Annotated in this window: 22 protein-coding genes and 2 tRNA genes; 14 read left to right on the top strand and 10 right to left on the bottom strand. The window is 64.6% G+C overall.

Annotation, left to right across the window (positions count from 1 at the left end; all coding sequences use genetic code 11):
- Positions 1 to 24 precede the first annotated feature (24 nt).
- On the bottom strand, positions 25 to 1,644 hold the full coding sequence (locus QFZ40_RS16630) for a CocE/NonD family hydrolase (protein ID WP_306905737.1): 1,620 nt from the start codon (positions 1,642 to 1,644) through the stop codon (positions 25 to 27).
- Positions 1,641 to 2,270, bottom strand: a complete 630-nt coding sequence (locus QFZ40_RS16625; RefSeq protein ID WP_306905736.1) for a TetR/AcrR family transcriptional regulator — start codon at positions 2,268 to 2,270, stop codon at positions 1,641 to 1,643. Before QFZ40_RS16625 ends, QFZ40_RS16630 begins: the two co-directional genes overlap by 4 nt.
- A 523-nt stretch (positions 2,271 to 2,793) precedes the next feature.
- On the opposite strand from QFZ40_RS16625, the gene QFZ40_RS16620 reads away from it, so the two are divergent.
- The 5 genes from QFZ40_RS16620 to QFZ40_RS16600 all read left to right on the top strand — a co-directional run bounded on the left by QFZ40_RS16620 (position 2,794) and on the right by QFZ40_RS16600 (position 8,013).
- Positions 2,794 to 3,825 carry an ABC transporter substrate-binding protein gene (locus tag QFZ40_RS16620; protein ID WP_306905735.1) on the top strand — a complete coding sequence of 344 codons (1,032 nt, stop codon included), beginning with the start codon at positions 2,794 to 2,796 and terminating at the stop codon, positions 3,823 to 3,825.
- A 2-nt stretch (positions 3,826 to 3,827) separates the two neighbouring features.
- On the top strand, positions 3,828 to 4,709 hold the full coding sequence (locus QFZ40_RS16615) for an ABC transporter ATP-binding protein (protein WP_306905734.1): 882 nt from the start codon (positions 3,828 to 3,830) through the stop codon (positions 4,707 to 4,709).
- Between the two features lie 87 nt (positions 4,710 to 4,796).
- Positions 4,797 to 5,660, top strand: coding sequence for an ABC transporter permease (locus tag QFZ40_RS16610; RefSeq protein ID WP_306905733.1), 864 nt, complete (start codon positions 4,797 to 4,799; stop codon positions 5,658 to 5,660).
- Between the two features lie 65 nt (positions 5,661 to 5,725).
- On the top strand, positions 5,726 to 6,676 hold the full coding sequence (locus QFZ40_RS16605) for a TauD/TfdA dioxygenase family protein (RefSeq protein WP_306905731.1): 951 nt from the start codon (positions 5,726 to 5,728) through the stop codon (positions 6,674 to 6,676).
- Positions 6,673 to 8,013 carry an LLM class flavin-dependent oxidoreductase gene (locus tag QFZ40_RS16600; protein WP_306905729.1) on the top strand — a complete coding sequence of 447 codons (1,341 nt, stop codon included), beginning with the start codon at positions 6,673 to 6,675 and terminating at the stop codon, positions 8,011 to 8,013. Before QFZ40_RS16605 ends, QFZ40_RS16600 begins: the two co-directional genes overlap by 4 nt.
- 216 nt (positions 8,014 to 8,229) lie before the next feature.
- On the opposite strand, the gene QFZ40_RS16595 is transcribed toward QFZ40_RS16600, so the two are convergent.
- Positions 8,230 to 8,317 (bottom strand) — tRNA-Ser (locus QFZ40_RS16595).
- A 108-nt stretch (positions 8,318 to 8,425) separates the two neighbouring features.
- On the opposite strand from QFZ40_RS16595, the gene QFZ40_RS16590 reads away from it, so the two are divergent.
- The 9 genes from QFZ40_RS16590 (at position 8,426) to QFZ40_RS16550 (ending at position 18,536) form a co-directional block, all read left to right on the top strand.
- Positions 8,426 to 9,409, top strand: a complete 984-nt coding sequence (locus tag QFZ40_RS16590) for an NAD(P)H-quinone oxidoreductase (RefSeq protein WP_306905728.1) — start codon at positions 8,426 to 8,428, stop codon at positions 9,407 to 9,409.
- Between the two features lie 118 nt (positions 9,410 to 9,527).
- On the top strand, positions 9,528 to 10,139 hold the full coding sequence (locus QFZ40_RS16585) for a PadR family transcriptional regulator (RefSeq protein ID WP_306905727.1): 612 nt from the start codon (positions 9,528 to 9,530) through the stop codon (positions 10,137 to 10,139).
- The gene (locus QFZ40_RS16580; RefSeq protein ID WP_306905726.1) at positions 10,136 to 10,873 is read left to right on the top strand and encodes an ABC transporter ATP-binding protein; all 738 of its coding nucleotides are present in this window, start codon (positions 10,136 to 10,138) and stop codon (positions 10,871 to 10,873) included. The genes QFZ40_RS16585 and QFZ40_RS16580 overlap by 4 nt, the downstream gene beginning before the upstream one ends.
- Position 10,874: 1 nt before the next feature.
- Positions 10,875 to 13,742 carry a hypothetical protein gene (locus QFZ40_RS16575; RefSeq protein WP_306905724.1) on the top strand — a complete coding sequence of 956 codons (2,868 nt, stop codon included), beginning with the start codon at positions 10,875 to 10,877 and terminating at the stop codon, positions 13,740 to 13,742.
- 165 nt (positions 13,743 to 13,907) lie between these two features.
- Positions 13,908 to 16,208 (top strand): carbon starvation CstA family protein, encoded by a 2,301-nt coding sequence (locus QFZ40_RS16570; RefSeq protein ID WP_306905723.1) that lies wholly within the window; start codon positions 13,908 to 13,910, stop codon positions 16,206 to 16,208.
- Between the two features lie 26 nt (positions 16,209 to 16,234).
- Positions 16,235 to 16,426: a YbdD/YjiX family protein gene (locus QFZ40_RS16565; RefSeq protein WP_306906964.1), complete on the top strand. Its 192-nt coding sequence runs from the start codon at positions 16,235 to 16,237 to the stop codon at positions 16,424 to 16,426.
- Between the two features lie 63 nt (positions 16,427 to 16,489).
- The gene (locus tag QFZ40_RS16560) at positions 16,490 to 17,143 is read left to right on the top strand and encodes a bacterial proteasome activator family protein (RefSeq protein ID WP_306905722.1); all 654 of its coding nucleotides are present in this window, start codon (positions 16,490 to 16,492) and stop codon (positions 17,141 to 17,143) included.
- Positions 17,144 to 17,150: 7 nt separating this feature from the next.
- Positions 17,151 to 17,627, top strand: coding sequence for a hypothetical protein (locus tag QFZ40_RS16555; RefSeq protein ID WP_306905721.1), 477 nt, complete (start codon positions 17,151 to 17,153; stop codon positions 17,625 to 17,627).
- A gap of 63 nt (positions 17,628 to 17,690) precedes the next feature.
- Positions 17,691 to 18,536 carry an aldo/keto reductase gene (locus tag QFZ40_RS16550; RefSeq protein ID WP_306905719.1) on the top strand — a complete coding sequence of 282 codons (846 nt, stop codon included), beginning with the start codon at positions 17,691 to 17,693 and terminating at the stop codon, positions 18,534 to 18,536.
- Between the two features lie 55 nt (positions 18,537 to 18,591).
- Here QFZ40_RS16550 and QFZ40_RS16545 read toward each other — a convergent pair whose 3' ends face one another.
- The 7 genes from QFZ40_RS16545 to tmk all read right to left on the bottom strand — a co-directional run bounded on the left by QFZ40_RS16545 (position 18,592) and on the right by tmk (position 25,075).
- A complete protein-coding gene (locus tag QFZ40_RS16545; RefSeq protein WP_306905718.1) occupies positions 18,592 to 18,777 on the bottom strand; it encodes a hypothetical protein in 186 nt (61 codons plus the stop codon).
- Positions 18,778 to 18,816: 39 nt separating this feature from the next.
- Positions 18,817 to 19,800, bottom strand: a complete 984-nt coding sequence (locus QFZ40_RS16540) for a hypothetical protein (protein WP_306905717.1) — start codon at positions 19,798 to 19,800, stop codon at positions 18,817 to 18,819.
- Between the two features lie 43 nt (positions 19,801 to 19,843).
- Positions 19,844 to 21,181, bottom strand: a complete 1,338-nt coding sequence (locus QFZ40_RS16535; RefSeq protein ID WP_306905716.1) for a hypothetical protein — start codon at positions 21,179 to 21,181, stop codon at positions 19,844 to 19,846.
- A 317-nt stretch (positions 21,182 to 21,498) separates the two neighbouring features.
- Positions 21,499 to 21,571, bottom strand: a tRNA-Thr gene (locus QFZ40_RS16530).
- Positions 21,572 to 21,690: 119 nt separating this feature from the next.
- Entirely contained in the window at positions 21,691 to 23,256 is a 1,566-nt protein-coding gene (locus QFZ40_RS16525) for an alpha/beta hydrolase (RefSeq protein ID WP_306905715.1), read from the bottom strand.
- A gap of 23 nt (positions 23,257 to 23,279) precedes the next feature.
- Positions 23,280 to 24,422, bottom strand: a complete 1,143-nt coding sequence (locus QFZ40_RS16520) for a DNA polymerase III subunit delta' (RefSeq protein WP_306905714.1) — start codon at positions 24,420 to 24,422, stop codon at positions 23,280 to 23,282.
- Entirely contained in the window at positions 24,419 to 25,075 is a 657-nt protein-coding gene (gene tmk / locus QFZ40_RS16515) for a dTMP kinase (RefSeq protein WP_306905713.1), read from the bottom strand. The genes QFZ40_RS16520 and tmk overlap by 4 nt, the downstream gene beginning before the upstream one ends.
- Positions 25,076 to 25,272: the final 197 nt, after the last annotated feature.

Below are 25,272 nucleotides of genomic sequence, written 5' to 3'. Positions count from 1 at the left end.
CCCCATAAGAGCCGATAGGCACCGCTACGGGCTCCCGGAACCAGCTGCCCGCACCGGCAGGATGACCGCAGAGGGGTGCTGGGGGTCGTGGTACACGGCCTGGTCGGCTGCCCGGAGGATGGTGGCGGTGGCAAGCGGTTCGCCGGTTCCGGTATTGCGGGCATAGCGGGGGAACGCCCCGCTGGAGACCTGGACCCGGATGCGGTGCCCGCGCTTGAAGCGGTACGCGGTGGGCCAAAGACGGACAGTTGTCTGGGACAGCGTGTCCGCGCCGGTCAGGCTGGTCAGCCCGTCGCAGACATTGTGGGAGCGGCCATCCGGACCCACGTCGCAGAGCCTGACAAAGACGTCCGCGTTGGCGAGGCTGGAGCGGAACCAGATGTTCGCGCTGACCTCACCGATGACCTCGACGTCCTCGGTGAGCGTGGCAGTGGTGTAGGTCAGGACGTCCGGGCGGTCCTCCAGCTCCGTGTTATCGACGCGGCCCCCGCTGCTGATGCTGATGCCGCCTGCTGCGGGGGTCGGGTCAGCCGGGTCGTAGCGGTACGTATCCGCGGCCGATTCAATCGCAGGCTCCGTGGACAACCCGCCGTCGGGCTGGAGCCGGAACGCTTGCGGCTCGTACCCCTTCGGCGGCCAGGAATCGAAGTTCCGCCAGGCTTCCTCGCCCATCACGAACAGCCGTACGGGAGGGCGTTCCGGCGGCTGCTCGCCGCGTGCATGCGCGAGCCCGAATCCCACGGCTTCCAGGACGGCCGCGTTGGTGAACTCAGAATGGGTCCAGGGACCGACGGTCAACCGTGCCGGCCGCGCCGCGTCCTGCAGTACCTGGAAGTCGCGGAGCTGGCCGGGCAGGAAGATGTCGTACCAGCCGCCGATCGAGCTCACCGGCACGTTCACCCCGGCCACACGGTGGGAGTGATCGACGGCGGCCCAGTATTCGTGTTTCGCGTCGTACGTGAGGATGTCCTGGATGTATTTTGAGCTGCGCCCGATGGCTGCGACGTCACCCTGGTTCAGCGGCAGGGTGCGCAGCGCGCGAACCGTTTTCCTGGCCTGGCCCCGGCTCCTGAGCATGGCCCAGCGCCGCTCCTGAACCGCGGTCATGACGCCCCATTCGAACGGCAGCTCAAGTGACATGCCGTCGTCGCGAAGGAACTCAAGGGTCAGCGCCGACTCGGTCATGTGCGGGATCATCGCCTTGACCTGCGGAGGCAGGCGATCCGCCACCGCCCACTGGACAAACCCCAGGTAGCTGAGGCCGACAAGCACCATCGAGTCCCCGAACCAAGGCTGCTCCACCACCCAGTCCAGTGTGGCCAAACCGTCCTCCCGCTCCTGGCGCATGGGGTCAAGGGTCCCCCCGGAACCGAAACCGCCCCGGACGCTTTGGATCAGCACCTGGTATCCGCGCTCGGCAAGCGGCCTGGCCATGGCGGCGGCGAACATGCCCGACCGGCCGTAAGGGGAACGCAGGAGTGCTGTCGGCAATCCCTCGCCTCCTCCCCGCGGTGCCCACCTGTCCGCCAGTAGTTCTACGCCGTCGGGCATCGGCACGCGCAAGTCCTTTTGCACCACAAGGTCCCGGGTAAGGGGCGACGGGAGTTCCAGTTTGCGCTGCAGGATGTGGCTCATGAGGTTCATCGGACCGGCTCCTTGTGATGTTGTGGTGTTCCAGGCATACGCAGTAGATCGTTGACAAAGGGCGGTATCCGCATCAGCCTGTCCGCGAACGCTTCGGGGTCGAGCGGTTCGGCGCCCTCGATGATCCAGGTGTTGACCAGGGCTGCTCCACCGCCAGTGATGAAGGCGGCGTAATCGTCTGCCGCTTCCGGCTCCAGCGCGGGGCCGAACACCTCCTGCACGAGTTGCCTGTTGATCGGCATCAGCAGGGCAGTCAGTGATTTGTTCAACGCGAACGCGCAGGAGCTCGTCAGGACCGCCCGGTAGAACGCCCGATGGTCCGCGAAGTGCTTGACCAGAGTCAACGCCCCGTCGCGCCTCGTTAGTGAGCCAGTAGCATCCGCCATGCCGGGAAGGAGTTCGCGGGTGGCGAGGTCAATGGCCGCCTCGAGGAGGAGGTTGTCGCGGTCACCGAAGTGCTGGTACACCACCGGACGGCTGACGTTTGCGGCTTCGGCGATGTCCGAGACCGGAACAGCGGCAGTGCCCCGCTCGCCAACCAGCATGATGGTGGCCTTGATCAGGGCGGCTTTGGAACGCCGGACCCGGCGGTCCTGGATCGGCACATCTGCGGGTTCGGGCTCCATGCCCAAGATGCTATACACCTGTAAATTAATTATCAATAGGCAAGAAAAGAATGCGGTAACAAAGTCGGGCCGTGGGGGGAAATCTTTCGTCGCCGGTACTCGCCATAACATGCGTCCGACGCCTCGCCGGCGGAACCGCCTGCCCTTGCTGCCTTTGAATCCCGGCACCTGGGGGCCCGTTGGATGTCTCCTGACGGCAAAAGATGACGGCTCATGACCGTGCGCGCACGGCAAAAGTGTCGTTTCGTTGCCCCGCATTTCGCTTCGTTCCCCGGTATTTCGTGGTGTGTCCCTGTTGCCCTCCGAGACGCCGTGTGCAGTCCCGTTACGTGCGGTTTCCCTCGATTGCACTGCATGAACCCGGGGCTTCAGCCCGCTGATCCATCTCTGCTCTGATGGTGGACACGAGCCAGCCGGCCGGGATTCATCCGTCAAGACCCGCACCCCAAGCGCAGAAAGTATCCCCATGAAAAACCGTCCCTTAAGCCGAAGAACCATACCCGCCGCAGCGAAGGCAGCTGCCGTGACTGCAGCCATGGCGGTCTCTCTCGTCTTATCCGGCTGTGGTGGCCCGGCGACCGCAGAGGGGGGCGGGGCTGGCGGTGCGGGCGGCTCGGAAGAGAAGACCGTCCGCTACCAGGGCTCACCTAACAACGTTGCGTTGCTGGAACTCGCCGAAGACCTCGGTTACCTGGGCGACGTCAAGCTTAAGTGGGTCAGCAACACCACAAGCGGCCCGCAGAGCATCCAGTCCGTCGCCACCGACCAAACAGACATCGGGGGAGCCTTCACAGGCGCCGTGATCAAGCTGATCGAGGCAGGTGCACCTGTCCAGGCCGTCATCAACTACTACGGCGAGGATGCGCAGACCTTCACCGGCTACTACGTGGAGGAGGGCAGCCCGATCCGGACTGCCAGGGACCTGATCGGTAAGAAGGTGGCCGTCAACACGCTCGGCGCCCACCACGAAGCCGTCATCACCACCCACCTGAAGAACAGCGGGCTGACACCCGAGGAGATCAAGCAGGTGCAGCTGGTGGTGGTCCCGCCCAACGAGACGGAGCTGGCACTGCGCAAGAAGCAGGTCGACGTAGGGACCCTGGGCGGTGTCTTGCAGGACCGGGCGCTCGCCGAGGGCGGCATCCGGGCCTTGTTCACTGACACCGGTGTCCTTGGCGGCCCTTTTGACGCGGGACAGTACGTCCTCCGCAAAGACTTCCTGGCCCGGAACCCCGAAACCAGCCGGACGCTGGTCACCGGCGTCGCCAAGGCCATCGAGTGGGAGCGCACCACTCCCCGGGAAGAGGTCATCGCCAAGTTCGAAGAAATCCTCGCCAAGCGCGGCCGGAATGAGAGCGCGGAGGCGCTCAAGTACTGGAAGAGCGTCGGGGTAGCGTCAACCGGCGGCCGGATCCAGGACAACGACTTCACCCGCTGGGCCGACTATCTGAAATCAGCCGGCATCATCACCGGCGAGCTCGATACCCGCAAGCTCTACACGAACGAGTTCAACAGCCTGCCGGCCACGGCACCGGCCGCAACCTCGAAAGGATAGCCATGACCCCCAAGATCAGTCTGAAAAATGTCACGAAGGAGTTCATCGTCCGCCAGGGCGGCAGGGGCGCGCGCCGGAGCAGCGAACCCTCTGTCCTCACTGCGCTCGATGATCTCAGCCTGGACGTGGCCGACGGCGAATTCCTCACCCTCGTGGGCCCCAGCGGTTCCGGAAAGACCACGCTCCTTGACCTGCTGGCCGGTCTTTCCCGCCCCACGTCCGGAAGTGTCCTGGTGGACGGGAAAGACGTGACGGGACCCGGGCAGGACCGGGCGGTGGTGTTCCAGCAGTACGCCCTGTTCCCATGGCGCACCGCATCGGCCAACGTCTCCATCGGTCTTGAAAACAAGGGTCTGTCCCGGAAACAGCGGGCCGAGATTGCCAGCCGGTTCCTCGATCTGGTGGGTCTGGCGGGCTTCGAGGACCGGTATCCCCACGAACTGTCAGGCGGGATGAAGCAGCGCGTCGCCATCGCCAGGAGCCTCGCCTATGAACCTGACGTCCTGCTGATGGACGAGCCGTTCGCGGCGCTGGACGCCCAGACCCGGGAGCAGCTCCAGGACGAACTCCTGCGGATCTGGAAAGCGACGGGAAAAACAATCGTGTTCATCACGCACGGGATCGACGAGGCCGTGTACCTGGGCCAGCGCGTGGCCGTGCTCAGCGCCAGGCCCGGCCGGCTCAAGGAAATCGTGGACATCAACATCCCCGATCGTGACAGCGACGCGGACATTCGCTCGCATCCGGCCTTTGTGGAGCACCGGCACCAGGTCTGGTCCCTCCTGCACGACGAGGTCCGCCTCGCCCAGGACTCCGGCCACCGGAAGATCCTTCCGGACGGCACTGCCCCCGACGAACAGCCACGTGAAAGGAGCGCAGCCTGATGGCAACCGTTCTGACCGAAACAGAAGTCCCGGAATCATCAACTGCTGACACATCAACTGCAGCCACATCGTCTGACACCCGCCCCCATGGGAAAGGGTTCCGCCGTCAGGCGACCCGCTCCCGGGACTCCCGCCGGAGGGGGACGGAAGGCAGCAGGAGCACTGGCCATCCTTGCTGGCCGCGTTAGCCGGGCAGCGTGGAAGTCCCTGGCCGTCCTGCTGTTCCTGGCCCTCTGGGAAGTAGGCCCGCTGTATTTGGCGGGTCCGTCCACCCGCGTGTTCCTGCCTCCGTTGCATGAAGTGCTGGCCGCCGGCGTGAAGCTCGTGCAATCAGGCCAGCTGCAGAACCACCTGCAGGCCAGTCTGTCCCGCTCCGTCTCCGGCTTCAGCATTGCTGTGGTGTCGGCAGTGACGCTGGGACTGCTTATCGCTTGGTACAGCTGGCTGAATTCATTCCTGAACCCGTTGCTGGAACTCTTCCGGAACACCGCCACCCTGGCCCTGCTGCCCGTGTTCACGCTGCTGCTGGGCATAGGCGAGGAATCCAAGATCACCATCGTTGCCTACGCCGCGTTCTTTCCGGTTCTGCTGAACACCATTGCAGGCGTCCGGACCGTGGACCCGCTGCTGATCCGTGCCGCCAAGTCGCTGGGGCTGAACAGCTTCCGACTGTTCCAGAAGGTGATCCTGCCCTCCGCCGTCCCGACCATTTTCACCGGCATCAGGATGGCGGGCACCTCCTCCATCCTGGTCCTGATCGCTGCAGAGATGGTCGGAGCGAAGGCCGGGCTGGGCTACCTGATCGTCAATTCACAGATGAGCTTCCTCATCCCGGACATGTACGCCGGCATCCTGACAGTCTCCGTGCTGGGCCTGCTGGTGAACCTGCTGCTCGTGTCGCTGGAACGGCACTTCTCCCGCTGGCGCACCGCCGTCGGCTCCACCTCCTGAATACCAACCCTCCTGAACTGCAATCACCTGAACTGCCAACCTCCTGAACTGCAAAGGAAACAACCATGACCGCCATCACTGAAACCAGGCTCCAGTTCACCAAACTGGGATCCCGCATTGGCGCCGAAATCCGGGGGCTGGACCTCAGCGCGGATCTCAGCGACGCCACCATCGCCCGGATCCGCGAGGCCCTGAACGTCCACAAGGCCCTGGTCTTCCGGGAAGCAAACGTGCTCGACGACGACGCCCAGGTCCGCTTCGCCAGCCGGTTCGGCCCGCTCACCAACGCCCATCCCACGGTGGCGTCGGTGGACGGCAAACCAGCAGTCCTCCCGGTGGACAGTGAAAACGGCAGTGCCAACAACTGGCACACTGACGTCACGTTCGTCGTGAACCCGCCCCAGGCCTCGACTCTGCGCAGCATCACGCTCCCCGCATATGGCGGCGAAACGCTGATCGCATCTTCGGCCGGCGCATATCGGGACCTGCCGGAGGAGCTTCGTCATTTCGCGGACACCCTGTGGGCCATCCACACCAACGACTACGACTATTCGGTGCCCAAGAACCTGGAACACGCTAACGCCGAGGAGCGCCGCAAGGAGTTCACGCGTATCCACTTCGAAACTGCCCACCCCGTGGTCCGGGTGCATCCGCTTACCGGGGAAAGGGGGCTGTTCATCGGCGGGTTCGCCCAGCGGCTGAGGATCGTTGGCTTGTCCAATACCGAATCCAGGGACATTCTTCGGCTCCTGCAGGCCTACATCACCCGCCCGGAGAACGTGGTCCGGGTGAACTGGGAACCCAACCAGCTGGTCCTCTTCGACAACCGCATCACCCAGCACTACGCCCCGGACAACTACGACGGGCAGGCGCGCCAGCTCAACAGGGTAACTGTCGCCGGCGATATCCCCCGCGGCGTGGACGGCCGTGCCAGCACCTCCATCAAGGGTGATTCATCGGCCTACTCCGAGACCGTTGTCCTTGACGAAACCGTGTACGCCGGGGTCCAGCAGTGACCGAACAAAGGCAGCTTCACCTCAACGCCTTCCTGATGAGCACAGGCCATCACGAGGCATCGTGGCGGCTGCCGGAGAGCAACAGCCACGCCGGTACGGACGTGGGGCATTTCCAGAGGCTGGCGCAGACGGCCGAGCGCGGGAAGCTGGACTCCATCTTCTTTGCCGATTCGCCGGTCCTGCACGGGGACGTGGCCCAGCGGCCTTACGGCGGCCTGGAACCGACAGTGCTGCTCGCCGCGATAGCTGCCGTCACGGAGCGCATCGGGCTCATTGCCACGGCATCCACCACGTACAACGAACCGTACAACCTGGCACGGCGCTTCGCTTCCGTGGACCAGATCAGCGGAGGCAGGGCCGGCTGGAATGTCGTGACCACTGCGGGGGACGCAGCGGCCAGGAATTTCTCCCTCGCGGGTCAGCCTGCCCATTCCCAGCGGTACGAGCGCGCGGCGGAGTTCCTGGATGTCGCCAAGAAACTCTGGAACAGCTGGGAGGATGACGCCATTGTGGCGGACAAAGCGGCAGGGATCTGGGCGGACAGTTCCCGGGTGCACCGGGCCGAGCACGAGGGCCGGCACTTCCAGGTGGAAGGCGCCTTGGACGTCCCGAGGTCAGCGCAGGGGTACCCCGTGATTGTGCAGGCAGGCTCATCGGAAAACGGCAAGGAGTTCGCCGCCCGGTATGCGGAGGCCGTCTTCACCGCACACCAGACCCTGGCCGATGCCCGGGCCTTCTATTCGGATCTGAAGCAGCGCACAGCCGCAGCCGGCAGGGATCCGGAAGGAATCAAGATCCTGCCGGGCATCGTTCCGGTCATCGGCTCAACAGAGGAGGAGGCGCGCCGGCTCGAGCGGGAACTGGATGAGCTCATCCTGCCCGAGCACGCCCGCAACCAGCTGGCCGGGTTGCTGCGGGTTCCGGCCGACTCCCTGAAGCTGGACGCCGAACTTCCGGCCGACCTTCCGTCGGAGGACGAAATCGAAGGCGCCAAGAGCCGCTACAGGCTGATCGTGAACCTCGCGCGGCGGGAACGCCTCACCGTGCGGCAACTGATCGGCCGGCTTGGCGGCGGTCGCGGGCACCGGACCTTCTCCGGCACGCCGGTGCAGGTGGCGGACGCCATCCAGGACTGGTTCGAGGCCGGAGCGGCCGATGGCTTCAACATCATGCCGCCCGTGCTGCCTACAGGCCTGGACATCTTCGTCGACCAGGTGGTTCCGATCCTGCAGGACCGGGGACTCTTCAGGCGGGAATACTCGGGACGGACACTCCGGGAACACTTCGGACTGACCAAACCGGCCAACCCGTTCAGCGCGGTGCCGCAGCTGATCTAGGGCAACTGTTTCGGGCAACTGTTTTGGGGCAACTGCTTTAGGGCAATTGTTCCACCGCAACTGTTCCAGCGCAGGCCGGACGAAAAGGAGGATGCCTTCTCCGCCGCAGGCGGGGAAGGCATCCTTTGTCATCCCAGGCCTTTGTCATGCCAGGCAAGGCATGCAAACGAAGAACCCCGGCGCACCAGCCATGCTGGCGAACCGGGGTTCCATTCGCGGAAGGTAAGAGATTCGAACTCTTGGTACGGGGTTACCGCACACTAGTTTTCAAGACTAGCTCCTTCGGCCGCTCGGACAACCTTCCCTAACGAGTAGTGTTTCATAGGCAGTTGGCTGCAACAAAACAGAGTCTGGCGCACGTCCGGTGCACACTGGTTCTGCGGAACGAATCAGCTAGAAACGGGAGTTCTCCATGAAAGCCGTCTACATATCAAAACCTGGCGGTCCGGAAGTGCTGGAGGTCCGTGACGTGGACCCTCCGGTTCCCGGGCAGGGCGAGGTGTTGATCGCCGTCGTGGCCGCGGGGCTCAACCGTGCAGACGTCCAGCAGCGCAGGGGATTCTATCCGGCACCGCCGGGCGCCTCCGAGATCCCGGGACTGGAGGTTTCGGGGCGGATCGTGGGCTTCGGGCCCGGTGTCACCAAGCCGTTCTCGGTGGGCGACAAAGTGGTAGCGCTGCTCGCCGGCGGCGGATATGCGCAGCAGGTCGCCGTTCCGGCCGAACAGGTGCTGAGGATTCCCGACGGCGTCGACGTGGTGACCGCCGCTTCCTTGCCTGAGGTTGCCGCCACTGTCTACTCCAACCTCTTCATGACGGCGCAGTTGCAGGAGGGCGAGACCGTGTTGATCCACGGGGCAACCGGCGGCATCGGCACCATGGCGATACAGATGGCCAAGGCATTTGGTGCGAAGGTGGCAACCACTGCAGGATCAGCGGAGAAGGTAGGGACCGCCAAGGCCTTCCTCGGGGCGGACATCGCCATCGACTACACCGAAGAAGACTTTCCGGAAAGCCTCAGGCGGCAAAATGGCGGCAAAGGCGCCGATGTGATCCTGGACGTTGTGGGCGCCAAGTACCTGCAGCAAAACGTTGATGCGCTCGCCGACTACGGACGGCTGATCGTGATCGGCCTGCAGGGCGGCTCCAAGGGTGAACTGGACCTTGGCCAGCTGCTGAAGAAGCGCGCCGCGTTGGTGGCCACAGCCCTCCGGCCCCGGCCGGTGGCGGAAAAGGGCGCCATCCTGGATGCCGTGCGGCAGGCGGTGTGGCCGCTCATCAGCAGCGGCCAAATCCGCCCGCTGGTGGCCAAAACCTTTCCCCTGGACCAGGTCCAGGCCGCGCACCAGTACTTCGACAGCGGTGAACACGTCGGAAAGATCCTCCTGGTCACTTAAGGTTTAGATACTGAGTATTGCTTCCTCGGGAGAACTTGGCTAGTCTCATCCATACGCGGTATGTACGGGTCTTGGGGGTTCGTACATGCCGCGGCAACCGGCCAGCGCTAGGAGCACCATGTCCATCCGTCACAGCCTCCTCGCCCTGCTGCAGGACCAGCCGCGTTATGGCTACCAGCTCAGGGTCGAGTTCGAGAACCGCACGGGGGCCACCTGGCCTCTGAACATCGGCCAGGTTTACACCACCCTGGACCGGCTGGAACGGGACGGCCTGGTCAGCAACGAAGGCGGGGATGGCGAAGGCCACGTGGTTTACAGCATCACTGCCGCGGGCAAGGCCGAAGTACAGGGCTGGTTCGCCGCCCCGGTGGAGCGCGCCAACCCGCCGCGGAACGAACTCGCCATCAAATTGGCCCTCGCGGTGACGCTGCCAGGGGTAGATGTGCAGGCCATCATCCAAGCCCAGAGAGTCGCTTCCATCCGGGCCCTGCAGGATTACACCAAGGCCCGCCGCGAGACTGCCGCCAACCAGCGAGCCGCGGACACCGCCTGGCTGCTGGTCCTGGACTCGCTGATTTTCCAGACGGAAGCAGAAGTCCGCTGGCTGGACCTCTGCGAGGCCCGGATGGTGCAGCAGGCGCAGTCTGCGGGCCACCGTGCAGCAAGTAAACCGTCCAACGGGGTCACTGTGGAAGAGGCTGCCCCGCTTATCGCGGACAGCCGCCGGTGAGCGTCCAGGGGCCGCAGCAGGTCCTGGAACTGGCCCGCGTCAGCAGGACTTTCGGTGAAGGCGCGACGGCGGTCGCGGCGCTCCGCGACGTAGACCTCACCATTAGTGCCGGCGAGTTCGTTGCCGTGATGGGCCCGTCAGGTTCTGGAAAATCTTCGCTCCTGGCGCTGGCCGGCGGTCTGGACCTGCCGACGTCGGGGGATGTCTTTGTGGAGTCGACACCCCTGGCCGGGCTGGGACTGAACGAACTGGCACGGCTGCGGCGCCGCGCCGTCGGCTACGTCTTCCAGGATTTCAACCTGGTTCCCACCCTGACTGCCGCCGAAAATGTTGCCTTGCCACTGGAACTCGACGGAACAGGAGCAAAGAAGGCCCACCGGCAGGCGCTGGACGCCCTGAGGCAGGTGGGGATGCCCGAACTGGCGGACCGGTTCATGGACCAGATGTCCGGCGGCCAGCAGCAGCGGGTGGCCATCGCCAGGGCCATTGTCGGAGAGCGCCGGCTGATCCTTGCCGATGAACCCACCGGAGCCCTGGACTCCACCACAGGCCAGGGTGTCATGGAAGTACTGCGGGGGCGGGCAGACGCCGGCGCCGCCGTCATGCTCGTGACCCATGAAGCCCGGCACGCCGCCTGGGCGGACCGCGTGGTGTTCCTGAGGGACGGCCGCATAGTGGACCAGGCAGCCGCCATGCACGATCCCACGATGCTCCTGACCCAGGCCGGGCTCTGAGGTGGCGCTCGACCTCAAGCCGGTGCCCGGCGGGCGCCGGCATTCCTTCCGTGTTGCCATGCGGATGGCGCGGCGGGATATCCGCCGCCACAAGGGCCGTTCACTCCTCATCATCCTGCTGATCATGCTGCCCGTGGGCGGCATGACAGGTGCCGCCACGCTTGTCCAGAGCATGCAGGAGACTCCCGCGGAACGGGTCCAGTACCAGCTCGGCAGGACCCAGGCGCGGTTCCAGCCGATGAACGCCGTGAACAGCGTGATGGTCCAGGACCCCGTCATGGAAACGATCGTGGCATCCAATTCCCAGGATGTCGATCCGGACTTCACGGCGGCGGATCCCAAGGATGTCCTGCCAGCCGGGTACACCGTGCTGACTGAATCCCCGATCGCCCTGACTACCAAAGTGCGGAACGCGGACGTTTCGCTGGAGGGTAAAGCGGTGGATGCGCTTAACCCTGCCTTCGAGGGAAAATTCAAGCTCCTGGATGGCAGGCCACCGCAATCCGACGCGGAGGCCCTCGTTTCACCCGGTCTCCTGGACCGCTTCGGCATGAAGTTGGGGGAGAACCTGACGACGTCGGCCGGCACCTTTACCGCCGTCGGCATGGTGCGTGACTTCGGTGCTTCCGACCGGAGCGAAGTCCTCTTTGTCAAACCTGGCCAGGCGCGGGGAGCCGTCGCGCCCGCACAATCACCCCTGCCGGGTGCCCAGGCACAGTATTACCTGATCGGTCCTGAGCCCGTTACCTGGGCCCAGGTGAGGAAAGCCAACACTGTTGGCGTGGCCGTGCTCTCACGTTCCGTGGCTCTTAACCCGCCGCCCATGGACCAGCGCAGCGTTGACGGTTCGCGTCCCCAGTACGAGCAGTCGCCTCCATATGCCGCCTACCTTACCGGCGCCTTCATCGGTGCCCTGGCACTGCTGGAGGTCGGGTTGCTGGCGGGAGCGGCGTTTTCCGTGGGGGCAAAACGGCAGATACGGGAGCTGGCGCTTCTGGCCGCCTCCGGCGCTGAGGCTCCGACTGTCCGGGCGGTGGTGACCGCAGCGGGCGTATGGCTGGGGACCCTGGCCGTCGCCGCTGGTGCCGCTGCCGGGCTAACTGGCGCCGGCGGTGCCGTACTCTGGGCCCGTCATCTTGGCTACACGAAGCTTGCAGGTTTCCACCCCGACATCCTCCTCATCGCCATCGCGATGCTCATGGGTCTGGGCGCATGCATCCTCGCTGCCCTGGCACCGGCCAGGCAGGTTTCACGGCAGGCGGTCCTGGGGGCCCTCAAATCCGGACGGGCACCCGTAGTTGTAGGCAAATGGCCGCAGCGGGCCGGCGCACTCATGCTGCTGGTGTCCGCTGTGCTCTTGTTCTCCGGCAACGCCCTGGCGGACGTCCGTGACGACCCCGACCTTCTCAGCGAGAGAATGCCGTTGGTCTCATCGCTGGTGATCGCCGGAGCCGTGCTGACCGTGACCGGGCTGGTGCTCGTCACGGGATCTGTCGTGTCGCTCATGACCCGCCGAACCGGAAGGCTGCCGCTTCCGTGGCGGATGGCTGCCCGCGATTCTGCCAGGAACCGAAGCCGTACTGTTCCTGCCGTCGCTGCCGTGCTGGCTGCGGCCACCCTCGCCAGCGCGGCGATGGTCCTCGCGGCCAGCCAGGACCTCGGGATGCGGGAAAACCACCAGTGGCTGGCGTTGCAGAACCAGGCGGTGGTGCCCTTGACTGTGTACGCTCCGCTCCTGGCTGACGGCAGCAGCCCGGTGCCTGTAGCCGTTGATCCCCTTAAGCTCAGCAACGCCTTGAAGAGCGCCGTTGACACTGTCTCGTGGACGCAGGTGCTGAGCTCGCCGGGCGTCGCAAATTGTGCCATGGGGCCCACGGCGGACCTCTCGGTGCCCGCCGTGACTCCGACGTCGAACTGCCTCCTGTACTCCCTGAAGGTCCCCGCAGGCAACGAATGCGCACTGACCGCCGGCCAACGGGTCAAGGACCCGGAGGACTGGCGCTGCCAGGGCTCCATGCGACCGTCCAATAGTGGCTCGCCCAGGTCGCTGGTGGTAGGAGGAGAGGCCGAGATCCGCGCCATGCTCGGGACGGCGCCTTCCGAGGAGGCATTGGAAGTTCTCAGGAGGGGCGGAATGGTGGTGACCAACCCTGCCTTTGTGCGGGATGGACGGGCAGTCGTGGAAGGCGCCGACATCCGCAAGGGCAATACGTCAGCGTCGCAGTTCGGCGCTGCCTACGAGGTGGTCACGTCCACGGAACTGCCCGCCGTCGTGGTTGTTCCCGAGGTCCCGGTTCCCTACTTCGGCGTCATCTCACCGGCTGGAGCGGAATCTGCAGGGATACGGGGAACGGAATCTTCGCTGCTGATCCAGTTCAGCTCCTATCCCAGCGCTGCCGAGCATGATCTGATGACGGCCACGGCATCCGCCTTCTTTGGCAAAGCCCAGGTAGGTATGTACGCCGAGCCCGGCGTGGACCGGGATTCGTCATGGGTCATCTGGACCATCGTGGGGGTCAGCGCGCTGATCACGCTGAGCGCTGCCGGGATCACCACCGGGTTGTCGCTTGCCGATTCACGCAGCGACCATATGACTCTCGCGGGAGTAGGCGCGGCGCCCAGGCTGCGCAAAGCCCTGGCAGGAGTCCAGGCCCTCATGACAGGCGGGCTGGGTTCGTTCCTGGGATGCCTGGCCGGGATAGGCCCCGCGATCATCATCGTCAACGCCACGGGACTGGCGGCGGCCGCCGTCGTACCGTGGCTTCAGTTGCTGGCTCTACTCGTCGCTGTGCCGCTCACCGGTTCGGTTTTGGCATGGGTGTTCACGCGGGCGCGCCTGCCGATGTCCCGGCGCAGCCTGGAAGCCTGACACCCGAAAAGGCGGACCGGGCCGGGCGGCCGGCCGCTCACCGCGTTCGGCCTGCCGTCCACCGATGGCCACTGCGCCACGCCGGAAAAAGATACGCGTGGCGCCCCTGCGTTGTGTAGGGTGCCCAAGGGCAGACCACTGCAGCAACAATCTCAAGGAGGAGATATGGCCGGAACGGCTGATGAACTCGCAGGTGCAACGCATAAGGGCAGCGCTTTGACCGCAGACCCGGCCCTTCCCGCAACCGCGGTGGATGAGGCCGTTCGCGAAGCCGAAGATCAGAGATGGACTCCCGCAAAGATTGCCCTCTGGGCCGCTATCGCACTGTTGGGAGGCGTGGCGTGGCTCATGCTGGCCATTGTCCGGGGTGAAACCGTCAATGCCATCTGGTTTGTCTTTGCTTCGGTCTGCACCTACCTCATCGGCTACCGGTTCTACTCCAAGGTCATCGAGAAGCTCCTCCTCAAGCCCGACGACCGCCGCGCCACGCCGGCCGAGTACAAGGCGGACGGCAAGGATTACGTCCGTACGGACCGGAACGTGCTCTTCGGCCACCACTTTGCAGCCATAGCCGGTGCCGGCCCCTTGGTTGGGCCGGTGATCGCGGCGCAGATGGGATACCTCCCGGGCACCATCTGGATCATCGTCGGCGTCGTATTTGCCGGTGCGGTCCAGGACTATCTTGTGCTGTTCTTCTCCATGCGCCGCGGCGGGCGTTCCCTCGGGCAGATGGCACGGGAGGAACTGGGCGTCATCGGCGGTACCGCCGCCCTGGTAGCCACGCTGCTCATCATGGTGATCATTGTCGCCATCCTGGCGCTCGTCGTCGTCAATGCCCTTGGAGAGAGCCCGTGGGGTGTGTTCTCCGTAGGCATGACCATCCCCATCGCACTGTTCATGGGTGTCTACCTTCGCTACCTCCGCCCCGGGAAGATCCTTGAAGTCTCCATCATCGGGTTTGTGCTGCTCATGGCGGCCATCATCGGCGGCGGTGCCGTAGCCGGCACCGAATGGGGTGCCGCGTTCTTCCACCTCGATAAGGTCACCATTGCCTGGGGCCTCATCATCTATGGTTTTATTGCCGCCATCCTTCCCGTCTGGCTGCTGCTCGCGCCCCGCGACTACCTCTCCACCTTCATGAAGATCGGTGTGATCGTCATGCTGGCCCTGGCCATTGTGGTGGTCCGTCCCGAAATCAGCGTGCCCGCGTTCAGCGAATTTTCCGGCAAGGACAACGGGCCGGTGTTCTCAGGTGCCCTGTTCCCGTTCCTTTTCGTGACCATTGCCTGCGGAGCCCTGTCCGGCTTCCATGCCCTGATTTCCTCAGGCACCACACCGAAGCTCATTGAAAAGGATCGCCAGACGCGCTTCATCGGCTACGGCGGCATGCTGATGGAGTCCTTCGTGGCCATCATGGCCCTGGTTGCAGCGATCTCCATCGACCGTGGCATCTACTTCGCCATGAATGCACCGCTGGCCCTCACCGGTGGAACTGTTGAGTCCGCCGCCACCTGGGTCAACAGCCTGGGTCTGGCCGGAGTGAATATCACGCCTGACCTGCTCGCCCAGACGGCAAAGGACGTGGGCGAGGGGAGCATCATCTCCCGCTCGGGCGGTGCCCCCACCCTGGCCGTCGGCCTGGCCCACATCATGCATCAATTCATCGGCGGAACAGCAATGATGGCCTTCTGGTACCACTTCGCCATCATGTTCGAGGCACTTTTCATCCTCACCGCGGTCGACGCCGGGACCCGGGTGGCGAGGTTCATGCTGCAGGACTCCATCGGCAACTTCGTCCCCAAATTCAAGGAAGCCTCCTGGCGTCCGGGTGCCTGGCTCTGCACCGCGGTGATGGTGGGCGCGTGGGGAGCTGTGCTGCTGATGGGTGTCACGGACCCGCTGGGCGGCATCAATACACTGTTCCCGCTGTTCGGCATCGCCAACCAGCTGCTCGCAGCGATCGCGCTGGCCGTCTGCATGGCCATCGCAGCCAAACGCGGGGCCTTCAAGTACCTGTGGATCGTGGCGCTCCCGCTGGCCTTCGCCGCCGTGGTCACCATAACGGCCAGCTTCCAGAAAATCTTCTCGCCGGTTCCGGCCGTGGGATATTTCGCCAACAACGCCGCCTTCTCAAAGGCTCTGGCGGACGGGAAGACCGAGTTCGGCACAGCCAAGACCGCGGCGGCCATGGAGGCCGTGGTGCGCAACACCATGATCCAGGGCTGGCTGTCCATCATCTTCGTGGTCCTGAGCATCATCGTCATCGCCACGGCCATCCTCGCCACCATCAAGGCCTTCCGCAACACCGCTGCCGGAACTGCCAACACTGACCACGAGGACGAGCCGCGGCCCTCCCGGGTCTTCGCACCCGCGGGGCTCATCCCCACCGTTGCGGAACGTGGGCTCATGGCGGAATGGGACAAAGTGCCGGCCGAGCTCCGCTTCGAAAAGGCAGGCCACCATTGAGCAGGCCACCATTGAGGAGTCAGGGACTGGCCGCCGTCGCCACCGGGTTCCGGAGTTTCGCCCGCTACTTCCAAGGGGTGCTGGGCGCGGACGCGTACACAAAATACGTGGAGCACCACAGGGTTACCGGACATGGGACGCCGCCTTTGAGTGAACGCGAATTCTGGCGGGACCGCACCGACCGCCAGGAGACCAATCCGCAAGGCAGGTGCTGCTGATGCGGAGGTCAAGGAGCTTCATTGACTGGACTGCGCGTTGCGGACTCGTGAGAGTATGAACGCATGAGCGACCCAACAGACACTCAGCCCGATGACGTCCCGGTTGAGGGCACAACTCTGGACAACGGGGAACAGCCGGCGCCGGCAGTTGCCGCTGCGGGACCTGCCGCCAATGGGGCACGAGAAAACAAACCCAAAGGCAGCAGCCTGCAGGACCTCGTGGACCAACCGGCCAAAGTCATGCGGATCGGGACCATGATCCGGCAGCTTCTGGAGGAGGTTAAAGCCGCGCCGCTGGACGACGCCGCTCGCGGGCGCCTCGCCGAAATCCACGAGCGGTCCATCAAGGAACTGGAGGACGGGCTGGCTCCGGAGCTGGTTGCAGAACTGGACCGGATCAGCCTGCCTTTCCCGGAAGACGGCACTCCGTCCGACGCCGAACTCAGGATTGCCCAGGCGCAGCTGGTGGGCTGGCTGGAGGGTCTGTTCCACGGCATCCAGACGGCCATAGCCGCCCAGCATGCAGCCCGGGAGCAGGCCGCTGCACAGCTGCAGCTCAGGCAGCTTCCGCCAGGGACCATGATTGCCCCCGGAGTCGTGATCGGGGAGAACGGCGAGCCGCAGCGGGCATCAGCAGGTCAGCAGCGCCCCGGCCCGGGTCCCGGAAAACAGGGCCGCCCGGAGGACCCGGACCACGGTCCCGGCCAGTACCTGTAGGTTCCGTTTGGGATTCTTCACTGCAGCCCGCCAGGGCCGGAAAGACGACGCCGAACTCGGCAAGGGCCTGTGGCGCCGCGCCCATGACCGTTTCCACCGGGGACTGGACCGTTACCACCAGGTCCTCGAAGGCGTTGAAGACGATCAGCTTTACGCTGAACTGGTTGAGGTAGCCAACGAGTTGGCAGCTCTTTTGGAACGGGTACGGGCGGTCTGCGTGGAGGCCCAGCGGCGCTCGCCCAGCGAGGGCCTGGACATTCCGGGAGCCCTGGCCGGAGTGCACCGGTCGCTGTCCAAGGCGGGGAACTCCCTGGCCACCACAGCCGAGGCAGCCGCCATGCTGAGGCTCGCCGTCGGGCCGGTCCCCGTGGGGGCCGCCTCCGTGCGCCGGCGCGCGGAATCGGTATTTGAGCAGGTGGCCGACGCCGAACGCCGCCTCGTCGAGGATGCCGCCGGGCAACAGGGGGAGAATATTCCCGGTTAAGCGGCTGGCTTAGCATGTGCCGTCCGGCTTTCCCGAAAGAGGGTGCTTTGGCACGATGAATGAATGACTCTTTCACCCACACTGACATTCAATGACGGACACACGATTCCCCAGCTCGGGTATGGGGTGTGGCAGGTCGAGGACGGCGTCGCGGAGAAGGTTGTCCGCCAGGCTTTCGAAGCCGGCTTCCGGCACATCGACACGGCCAAGGTCTACGGCAACGAGGCTGGCGTGGGCAGGGCAATCGCAGGCTCCGGTCTCAGCCCCGAGGAAATCTTCATCACCACCAAGCTTTGGAACGCCGATCAGGGCTATGAATCCACGCTGGCCGCATTCGAAGAGTCCATGGACCGGCTGGGGCTGGAAACACTGGACCTCTACCTGATTCACTGGCTGCAGCCCCGGCAGGACAAGTACGTGGACACCTGGAAGGCGCTCATCGAACTCCGGAAGCGTGGCCGTGTCAGGTCGATCGGCGTCTCAAACTTCACGGCAGAGGGGCTGCAGCGCCTCATCGACGAAACCGGCGTCACTCCGGCCATTCATCAGATCGAACTGCACCCCTACTTCAACCAGCGCGAACTGCGTGAGTTCGGCGCTTCCAAGGGAATCCTTACCCAGGCCTGGTCACCGCTGGGCCAGGGTGGTGCCCTCCTCGAGGATGTCACCGTCAGCAACATTGCTGCCAAGCATCAGGCCACCCCGGCACAGGTGGTCATTTCCTGGCACCTGGCCATCGGCAACGTCGTGATTCCGAAGTCGGTCACGGAGTCCCGGATCCAGGAAAACTTCGCGGCTCTGGATGTCACCCTGGACAGCGAGGACATTGAGGCCATCAACGGCCTGGACCGGACGGCTAAGGGTGAAGGCCGTATCGGCCCGGATCCGGCAGTTTCTGACTTCGCCTAGCCTCTTGAAGCCGACCCGCACCTCCCGGCCAAGGCCAGGAGGTGCGGTTGTTGTTTTAAGCCGCGATCCTGCCCTGCTCCAGTGCAACGGTGTCAATGACGGCCCAGCCATCCTCGCCAATGCAGTTCCTGTTGGCGAAGCGCTCGGCTTCTGCCAGGGTGTCGAAGCTTTCCGCGCGAATCCGGCCGCATGCGGCGTCGAAGTACGTGACGTGAAATTCCTGTACGAGTTGCTTTTCCATAAATCCAGTGTGCAACCGGGGTCTGACAATAACGCCGCATCAGTCCCGCGTGTTGCCGAGCCGGAGCACCCGCTCCTGTGCCAGAACTGTGGAACGCCGTGCTTTGTCTGCAGCCCTGGCTGACTGTTTGGCCTCCGCCGAGGTGGTTTCCAGCCGTTTCCGCGCCCTCTCCAGCTGCTCCTCGGCGGCCTTGAGCCGGGTGCGGAGTTCCTGAGTCTCGGCAGTCAGCCGCGAGGCTTCCGATTCGGCGTCCTCCAGCTGCTCTCGCCGCTCCTGTGCCACCCGGGAGGCCTCCTCCTCCGCTGCCTTGGCCTCGGCCAGGACAGCCTCGGCTTTTTCCAGAGCCGGTCTGGAAGCCGGACGCGGTGTTTGCCGCACCGCCTGAAGCCGCGGCTTCTCCGCTGGAGGGCGGACGGTGCGTTCCGCCGTCGTAGGTTCCTTCTTTTCCGATCCTGCCGCTCTGGTCGTGGCCGCGCGGGCAGGTGGCCGGGCAGTCCGGGCAACCTTCAGGGCCTCCGGCACCGCCACCGTGCCGTCCAGGTCAACAATTTCCATTCCGTCAGCGGAAAGGGCCTGCAGGAGCCGGCCGCTGCGTGCGGCTGCTGCCGCGCCCTCGTCTGCCGTAAGGGCCCGGAGGGTCCGTTCGACGTCGGACGCGATGGCATCGCTGATGCCGCGCCCCTGCTGCTCGGACACCGAACGGGCGGCGTCGACGGCGGTGGCCAGCAGGGTGCGCCGCTCCCGGGCCAGCTCCCTTAGGCCTGCCGCGTCCAGTGACGATTGGGCTGCCCGCATCCGTTCGCCAAGCTCGGCGAGCTGGTCAAGGATGTCGGGTTGATGAATGGCCAGCATGTTGACCGCCCACGCAGCCACTGACGGCTTAGGCAACGCCCGCACCGCAGCCGGAAGGCCCGGGGCGGAGTCCGTGGCGGCTTTCGCGGCCGCGGTCCTGGCCGCCATGAACTCATCGAATGGCAAGGCATACAGCTCGTTTGCGATGTCCAACAGCCCCGTGTCATCCATGCTCGCCATCATAGGGCGGAGAGGCAGGGCAGCGCCGCAGGTCTCAGAGTGCGATCCGGTAGGCGTGGTGCGTGTATTCGAAGGGAAAGTCATCACTAAAAGAGCCGTGGACGACGTCGAGTGTTCTGCCTTCGTCCACCACGTCGACTGTCGTTCCCCTGATGGAAGGTGGCAAGGTGAAAGTCCTGGTGCCGGGCCCGGTGGCCAGTGCGATCTCCGCGAAGATGTATGCCGAATCCCCGGAGGCCTTCAGCATGGTTTCCACGTCCGGACCGAAACTCCACTCGTAGGACTGGGTGTTGATGATCGGAGCCAGGGAGGTGATCCTGGCGTTTGACGCCCTGATGACTTCCTTGCGCGCCTCACTGCAATCCACGAGCGAGTAGCCGCCGTTGACGCCGTCATTGTTGTGCTGGAAGAACATGATGCCGCGAGCCTCGTGGATGATTGCCGACCAGCATGCGCCCTCAATCTCCTCAGGACTGATTGTGCGTGCACCGGTGTCGTTGAGGAACGGCATGGCTGTTTCCACGAACATCCAGTTCGGCTGTATTCCCGGCGGAGACTGGTAGGCGCGCATCCGGTCGGTCAGCCAGCCATAGGTGGCGGAGCGCATCGCGGGGGTGCCTTCCGGCCAGGATTCTGACTGGGTAATGGCGTAGCCGGTATCCGGAGAGGTGTAGGCGTAGTTGTCAACGCTGACCACGTCGGCAGCCCGCATCAGATCGGGCATGGTGTTCGAAGCCCACCAGGTGCCGAGCACTCCCTTGGAATAGTTGGAGTTCACGAACCGCCCATCGTTGCGTGCGCGGATGTCGCTGATTGCCCTGTTATGGTCCGCCAGCCGCTCGTACTCGTTCCCGCCTGAGCAGCTCAGGCCCATGTCGCATTCGTCGTGGACGAAGTGGGCGACAACCATCGGGTTGTCGCCCACTTCAGCTTCCGTCCATTCGTCGTGGGCGATGCAGTAAATTCCTTCCGTCGTGGCCACGGACAACGGATCGTTGTGCTCGACGCACTGGAACGTGTTGATTCCGACGGACTTCAGCTGCCTGGCATGGGCGGGCCGTCCGAAGAACACAGCCAGAGGAAAGAACGCAGGATCCGTCCAACCGGCGTCCGCGGCTTTCGGGAAGTCACGCCAAAACTCTGGGCCTCCTTCCCACGGGATCCGGGGAAGGTCCAACAAAGGGGGTTGATCCGGCGGAGATCTGCGCAACGAAGGAGTGCCGCCTGACCAGGCTGTGCCGCCAAGGCCGGCCGTGCCGTTCCGGCTGGAGGCGTAGCCGGCTACGCCCACAGCTGCAGATGTCAGGGCAGCGGCGCCGACTCCGATGAAGAAGCTGCGCCGCCCCATGGCACGCTCCATGAATTCTCCCATGATGCAGTCCTCGTCCGTCCGGATCATCCAAGTGTGGACTGGCCTGCGGACATCGGTCCATGGGTCCAGATGCCTGCTGTGGGAAATCGGCGGATCTGGCGGCTCGCCCCCAGATGGTGGCAGCATGGCCTCGGCGTACGGGCCGTCAAGTGTTCCGGGAAGCTGGTCTAGGGAGACGAGCGGGCCCCCGCCGGAGTCTGCCCATGACAGGGGTGTCTGTGTCGACCATGTAGCTTGCTCGAAAAGGCAGATCCCGCGTTAACCAGCGAAAAACCCCCCAAAGCCCTAAAAGTAGGGGCAATGGGGGGTTTATCCCGAGCTTCCTATCAGAATCGAACTGATGACCTTTTCATTACGAGTGAAACGCTCTACCGACTGAGCTAAGGAAGCACCGCATGGATTCGGCCGGAAGAACCGGGCGGATCATGCAAGAGTCAACTGTAATAGAGTCCCCGCATCCGGGTCAAAATGGACCGGCAGGTCCGCGGGCAGACAGCGCGCCGGAACCCTTAGCAGACGGTGTTGTCGGCGGGGTCCTTGCCGCCCACCAGATAGCCATCCACAGCATCTTCGATGCAGCTGTTGGACCTGCCATAGGCGGTGTGACCCTCGCCCCGCCAGGTCAGCAGCGAGGCATTCTCCAGTTGCTTTCGCAGCGAGGCGGCCCATTCCACGGGCGTGGCGGGGTCGCCGGTGGTACCAATAACCACGATGGGGGACTTGCCCGTGTACTTCACAGGCGCCGGGGTCCGGACGTTTTTATACGGCCAGTCAGCGCAGTTGGTTCCGCCGTAGGCGAAGAAGTATCCAAGGGTGGGGGAGTCCGCCTTCAGCCGCTGCTCTTCGTCGCGCATACCTGTGGTGTCGGAGACCATGGGGTAGTCGAGGCAGTTGATGGCGTTGAAGGCGAACGTCGAGTTGGATGTATAGGATCCGTTGGATGAGCGGTCAGCGCCGAGGTCCGCCAGGCGGAGCATCAGGGTGACGTCGCCGGTCATGGCGGCTTCGAGCGCCTGGGTCAGGGCGGGCCAGCTCTCGTTGTTGTACAGCGGGGTGATGAGCCCGCTGACGAACATGGTCCCGTTCACAACCCGTCCGTCCTTGGCGGTACGCGGGGTTGCCTGGACAGAGTTGATGAGATCACGGATCTGCTGTACGCCGGCGTCAACATTCCCGTTGAGGGGACAGCCGTTCTTCCCCTGGCAATCGGCTACGTAGGAGCGGAGGGCCTTTTCGAAGGCGTGGGCCTGGCCGCTGGTCAGATCCTCATTGCTGATCGACGGGTCGAGGGCGCCGTCGAGGACCATCCTGCCCACGTTGTTCGGAAACAGCGAAGCATAGGTGGACCCGAGGAACGTGCCGTAGGAATATCCCAGGTAGTTGAGCTTGGTGTCATTGACAACCGCACGCAGGATGTCCAGGTCCTTGGCGGAGCTCACGGTATCGATGTGTCCCAGCGAAGGCCCCGTTTTGGCTGCGCACGCGGCCCCGATGGCCTTGTTGTCCGCCAGGGCGGCAGCCAGGCCGGCGTTGCTGTCCAAGTCATAGTTCTTGGCACGGGCGGCGTCACGCTCGGCGTCCGTCATGCAGGTGACAGGTGCGGACCGCTTGACCCCTCTCGGATCGAAGCCCACGATGTCGAAGTTGTCCCTCACGGACTGGGAGAAGTGCGTGGCGACTGCGTCCCTGACGAAGTCGTAGCCGGAACCGCCCGGCCCGCCGGGATTGACCAGCAGGGTCCCCGACTTCCTGCCCGTGCTCGGAGACTTCAGCGCGGCAATCTGGATGGTGTCGCCGTCGGGCTTGTCATAGTCCATCGGTACGGTGACCTTGGCGCACTGGAAGCCGTTTTCGCAGGGCTGCCACACAATCTCCTGCGAATAGAAGGAGCCGAGGCCAGCGGGTGCGGAGGCGACAATCGAAGGATCCGCTTTGGCAGTTGCGCTGCCCTTGTCCTGGCTGCCGCCGCCAAGGAGGCCGCACGAGGCCAGCACCACGGCCAGAACCAGGGCGCCGGCGGCCCGCAATCCGATCACCAGGGATCGGGCGTGTCGGTGCGAAGGGTGGGCAGTCATCGTGAGGTCTCCTTGGAAGGGGGCTAGATCAGGCTGGCTGCCATGGACTCAATAGTCAACAGCGGGGCAACGTTGGTGGTGGTGATGCGTTCGCGTGCTTTGTTGATGGCGTCCATGCGGGCGAGGGTGGCTTCCGGCGTGGACCGTCCGGCGAAATCCTCCAGCTCACCCCTTAGCTCAACGTTCACCAGCTCCACGGCATTCCCGAGCTGGATAATCAGCACATCGCGGTAGAAGGACAGGAGATCCGTCAGGGTGCGGTCGAGCGAATCCGTGATGGATCGTTTGGCACGCCGTTTCTGGTCCTCCTCCAGCTGCCTGACCTGGCTTCGCATTGGCGGAGGAAGCGTGCCGGATTCGGGAGCGCCCAGAGTGGCCAGGAGAGCTGCCTTCTCGGCGGCATCACGCTCTTCATTGGAACTGTTGGCCTCCGCAGTAGCGATCTTCACCAGCTTGTCCGCCATCATCACCGCCGCAGTCACGCCACGCAGCCCTAACGGGAACCTCACGGTTTCCAGCCGGCGCTCCCTGGCCTCGGGGTCCCGGGCAAGGCGCCGTGCAATGCCCACATGGCTTTGGGCTGCCCGGGCTGCCCGCTCCGCGAGGTCAGGTTCCACGCCGTCGCGCTTGACCAACAGTGCGGCGACGTCGGCGGCCGGAGGCAGCCGCAGCGCGACCGCGCGGCAGCGCGAACGGATGGTCACCAGGACATCCGCAGGCGACGGCGCGCACAGCATCCAGATGGTGCGCGGCGTGGGTTCCTCAATGGCCTTCAGCAGCACGTTGGTGGTGCGCTCGGCCATCCTGTCCGCGTCCTCCACCACGATGATCCGCCACCGCCCGGACGACGGTCTGTTCCCGGCTGTGGACACGAGGTCCCTGGCCTCATCGATGGTGATGGTGACCTTCTCGGTCCGGACGAATGTGACGTCAGAATGGGTCTCGCCGAGAATGGTGTGGCAGGCAGCGCACTCGCCGCACCCGCGCAGTCTGACGTCGTCCTGATCGCAGTTAAGGGCGGCGGCAAACGCCTTGGCCGCATTGGAGCGGCCGGAGCCGGGCGGTCCGGTGAACAGCCAGGCATGGGTCAGCCCGTCGCCCACAGACGCCTGCCGGAGCTGTTCGACGACGGCGGGCTGGCCTTGGAGGTCATCCCAGACAGTCACGCGGCACCAAGGCCTGAGGACGCCAGGAGTCCGTCAACGCGCGCCAGGATCAGCGCCGCGAGTTCGTTCACGGGCAGCTGTGCCGGCAGCACCAGATACGCGCCCGGACGGTTTGCCGCGAGCTTAAGGAAGGCCTCCCTGATGCGGATATGGAACTCGTCCGCTTCTGATTCCAGCCGGTCTTCCACCGCCTCTCCGGCCGTACGGCGGAGGCGGCCATCAGCTGGATCCACGTCCAGCAGCACCGTGAGGTCAGGCTGCAGCCCGGCCGTTGCCCACTCGTTCAGCGACCTTACGGCGTCGGTGCCAAGATCCCGTCCTGCCCCCTGGTAGGCCACCGAAGAGTCGATATAGCGGTCGGTGAGGACAATCTCACCGCGCTCCAGGGCCGGGCGGATGACCTGGCTCGCATGGGCGGCGCGTGAAGCCGCGAAGATGAGGGCCTCAGTGTGGGCGTCGATATGGCCGTGGCCGTGGTCAAGGACCAGGGAACGAAGCTTTTCGCCGATCGGTGTTCCACCCGGCTCACGGGTGCGCAGGACAGTGAGGCCACGGGTCTCCAGCGCCTCGGCCAGACGGGCCGCCTGCGTGGACTTGCCCGCGCCGTCGCCACCTTCAAACGCGATGAAGAGCCCGGGGCTGTGGTTAGTCACTGGACAAGCCTACCGACCCCTGCTGACAATCACCCATCGGAGGAGCGCTGGCTTGTGAGACCAGCAAAACAGACTGAGCGAAGTGAAAGGTGTTTGACGTTCATAACGCGGCAGTGAACGGAAGACGGGGCTTTCGAGGGATTCACAAGAAAAGTGCCGCAGTGAGGTATACGCTTCGAGTAATTTCAGGCCTGGGA

The organism is Arthrobacter pascens, assembly GCF_030816475.1.
Classification (GTDB): Bacteria; Actinomycetota; Actinomycetes; order Actinomycetales; family Micrococcaceae; genus Arthrobacter; species Arthrobacter pascens_B.
The sequence above is the reverse complement of the archived record's forward strand: the minus strand, read 5'-3'. Positions and strand labels throughout refer to the sequence as shown.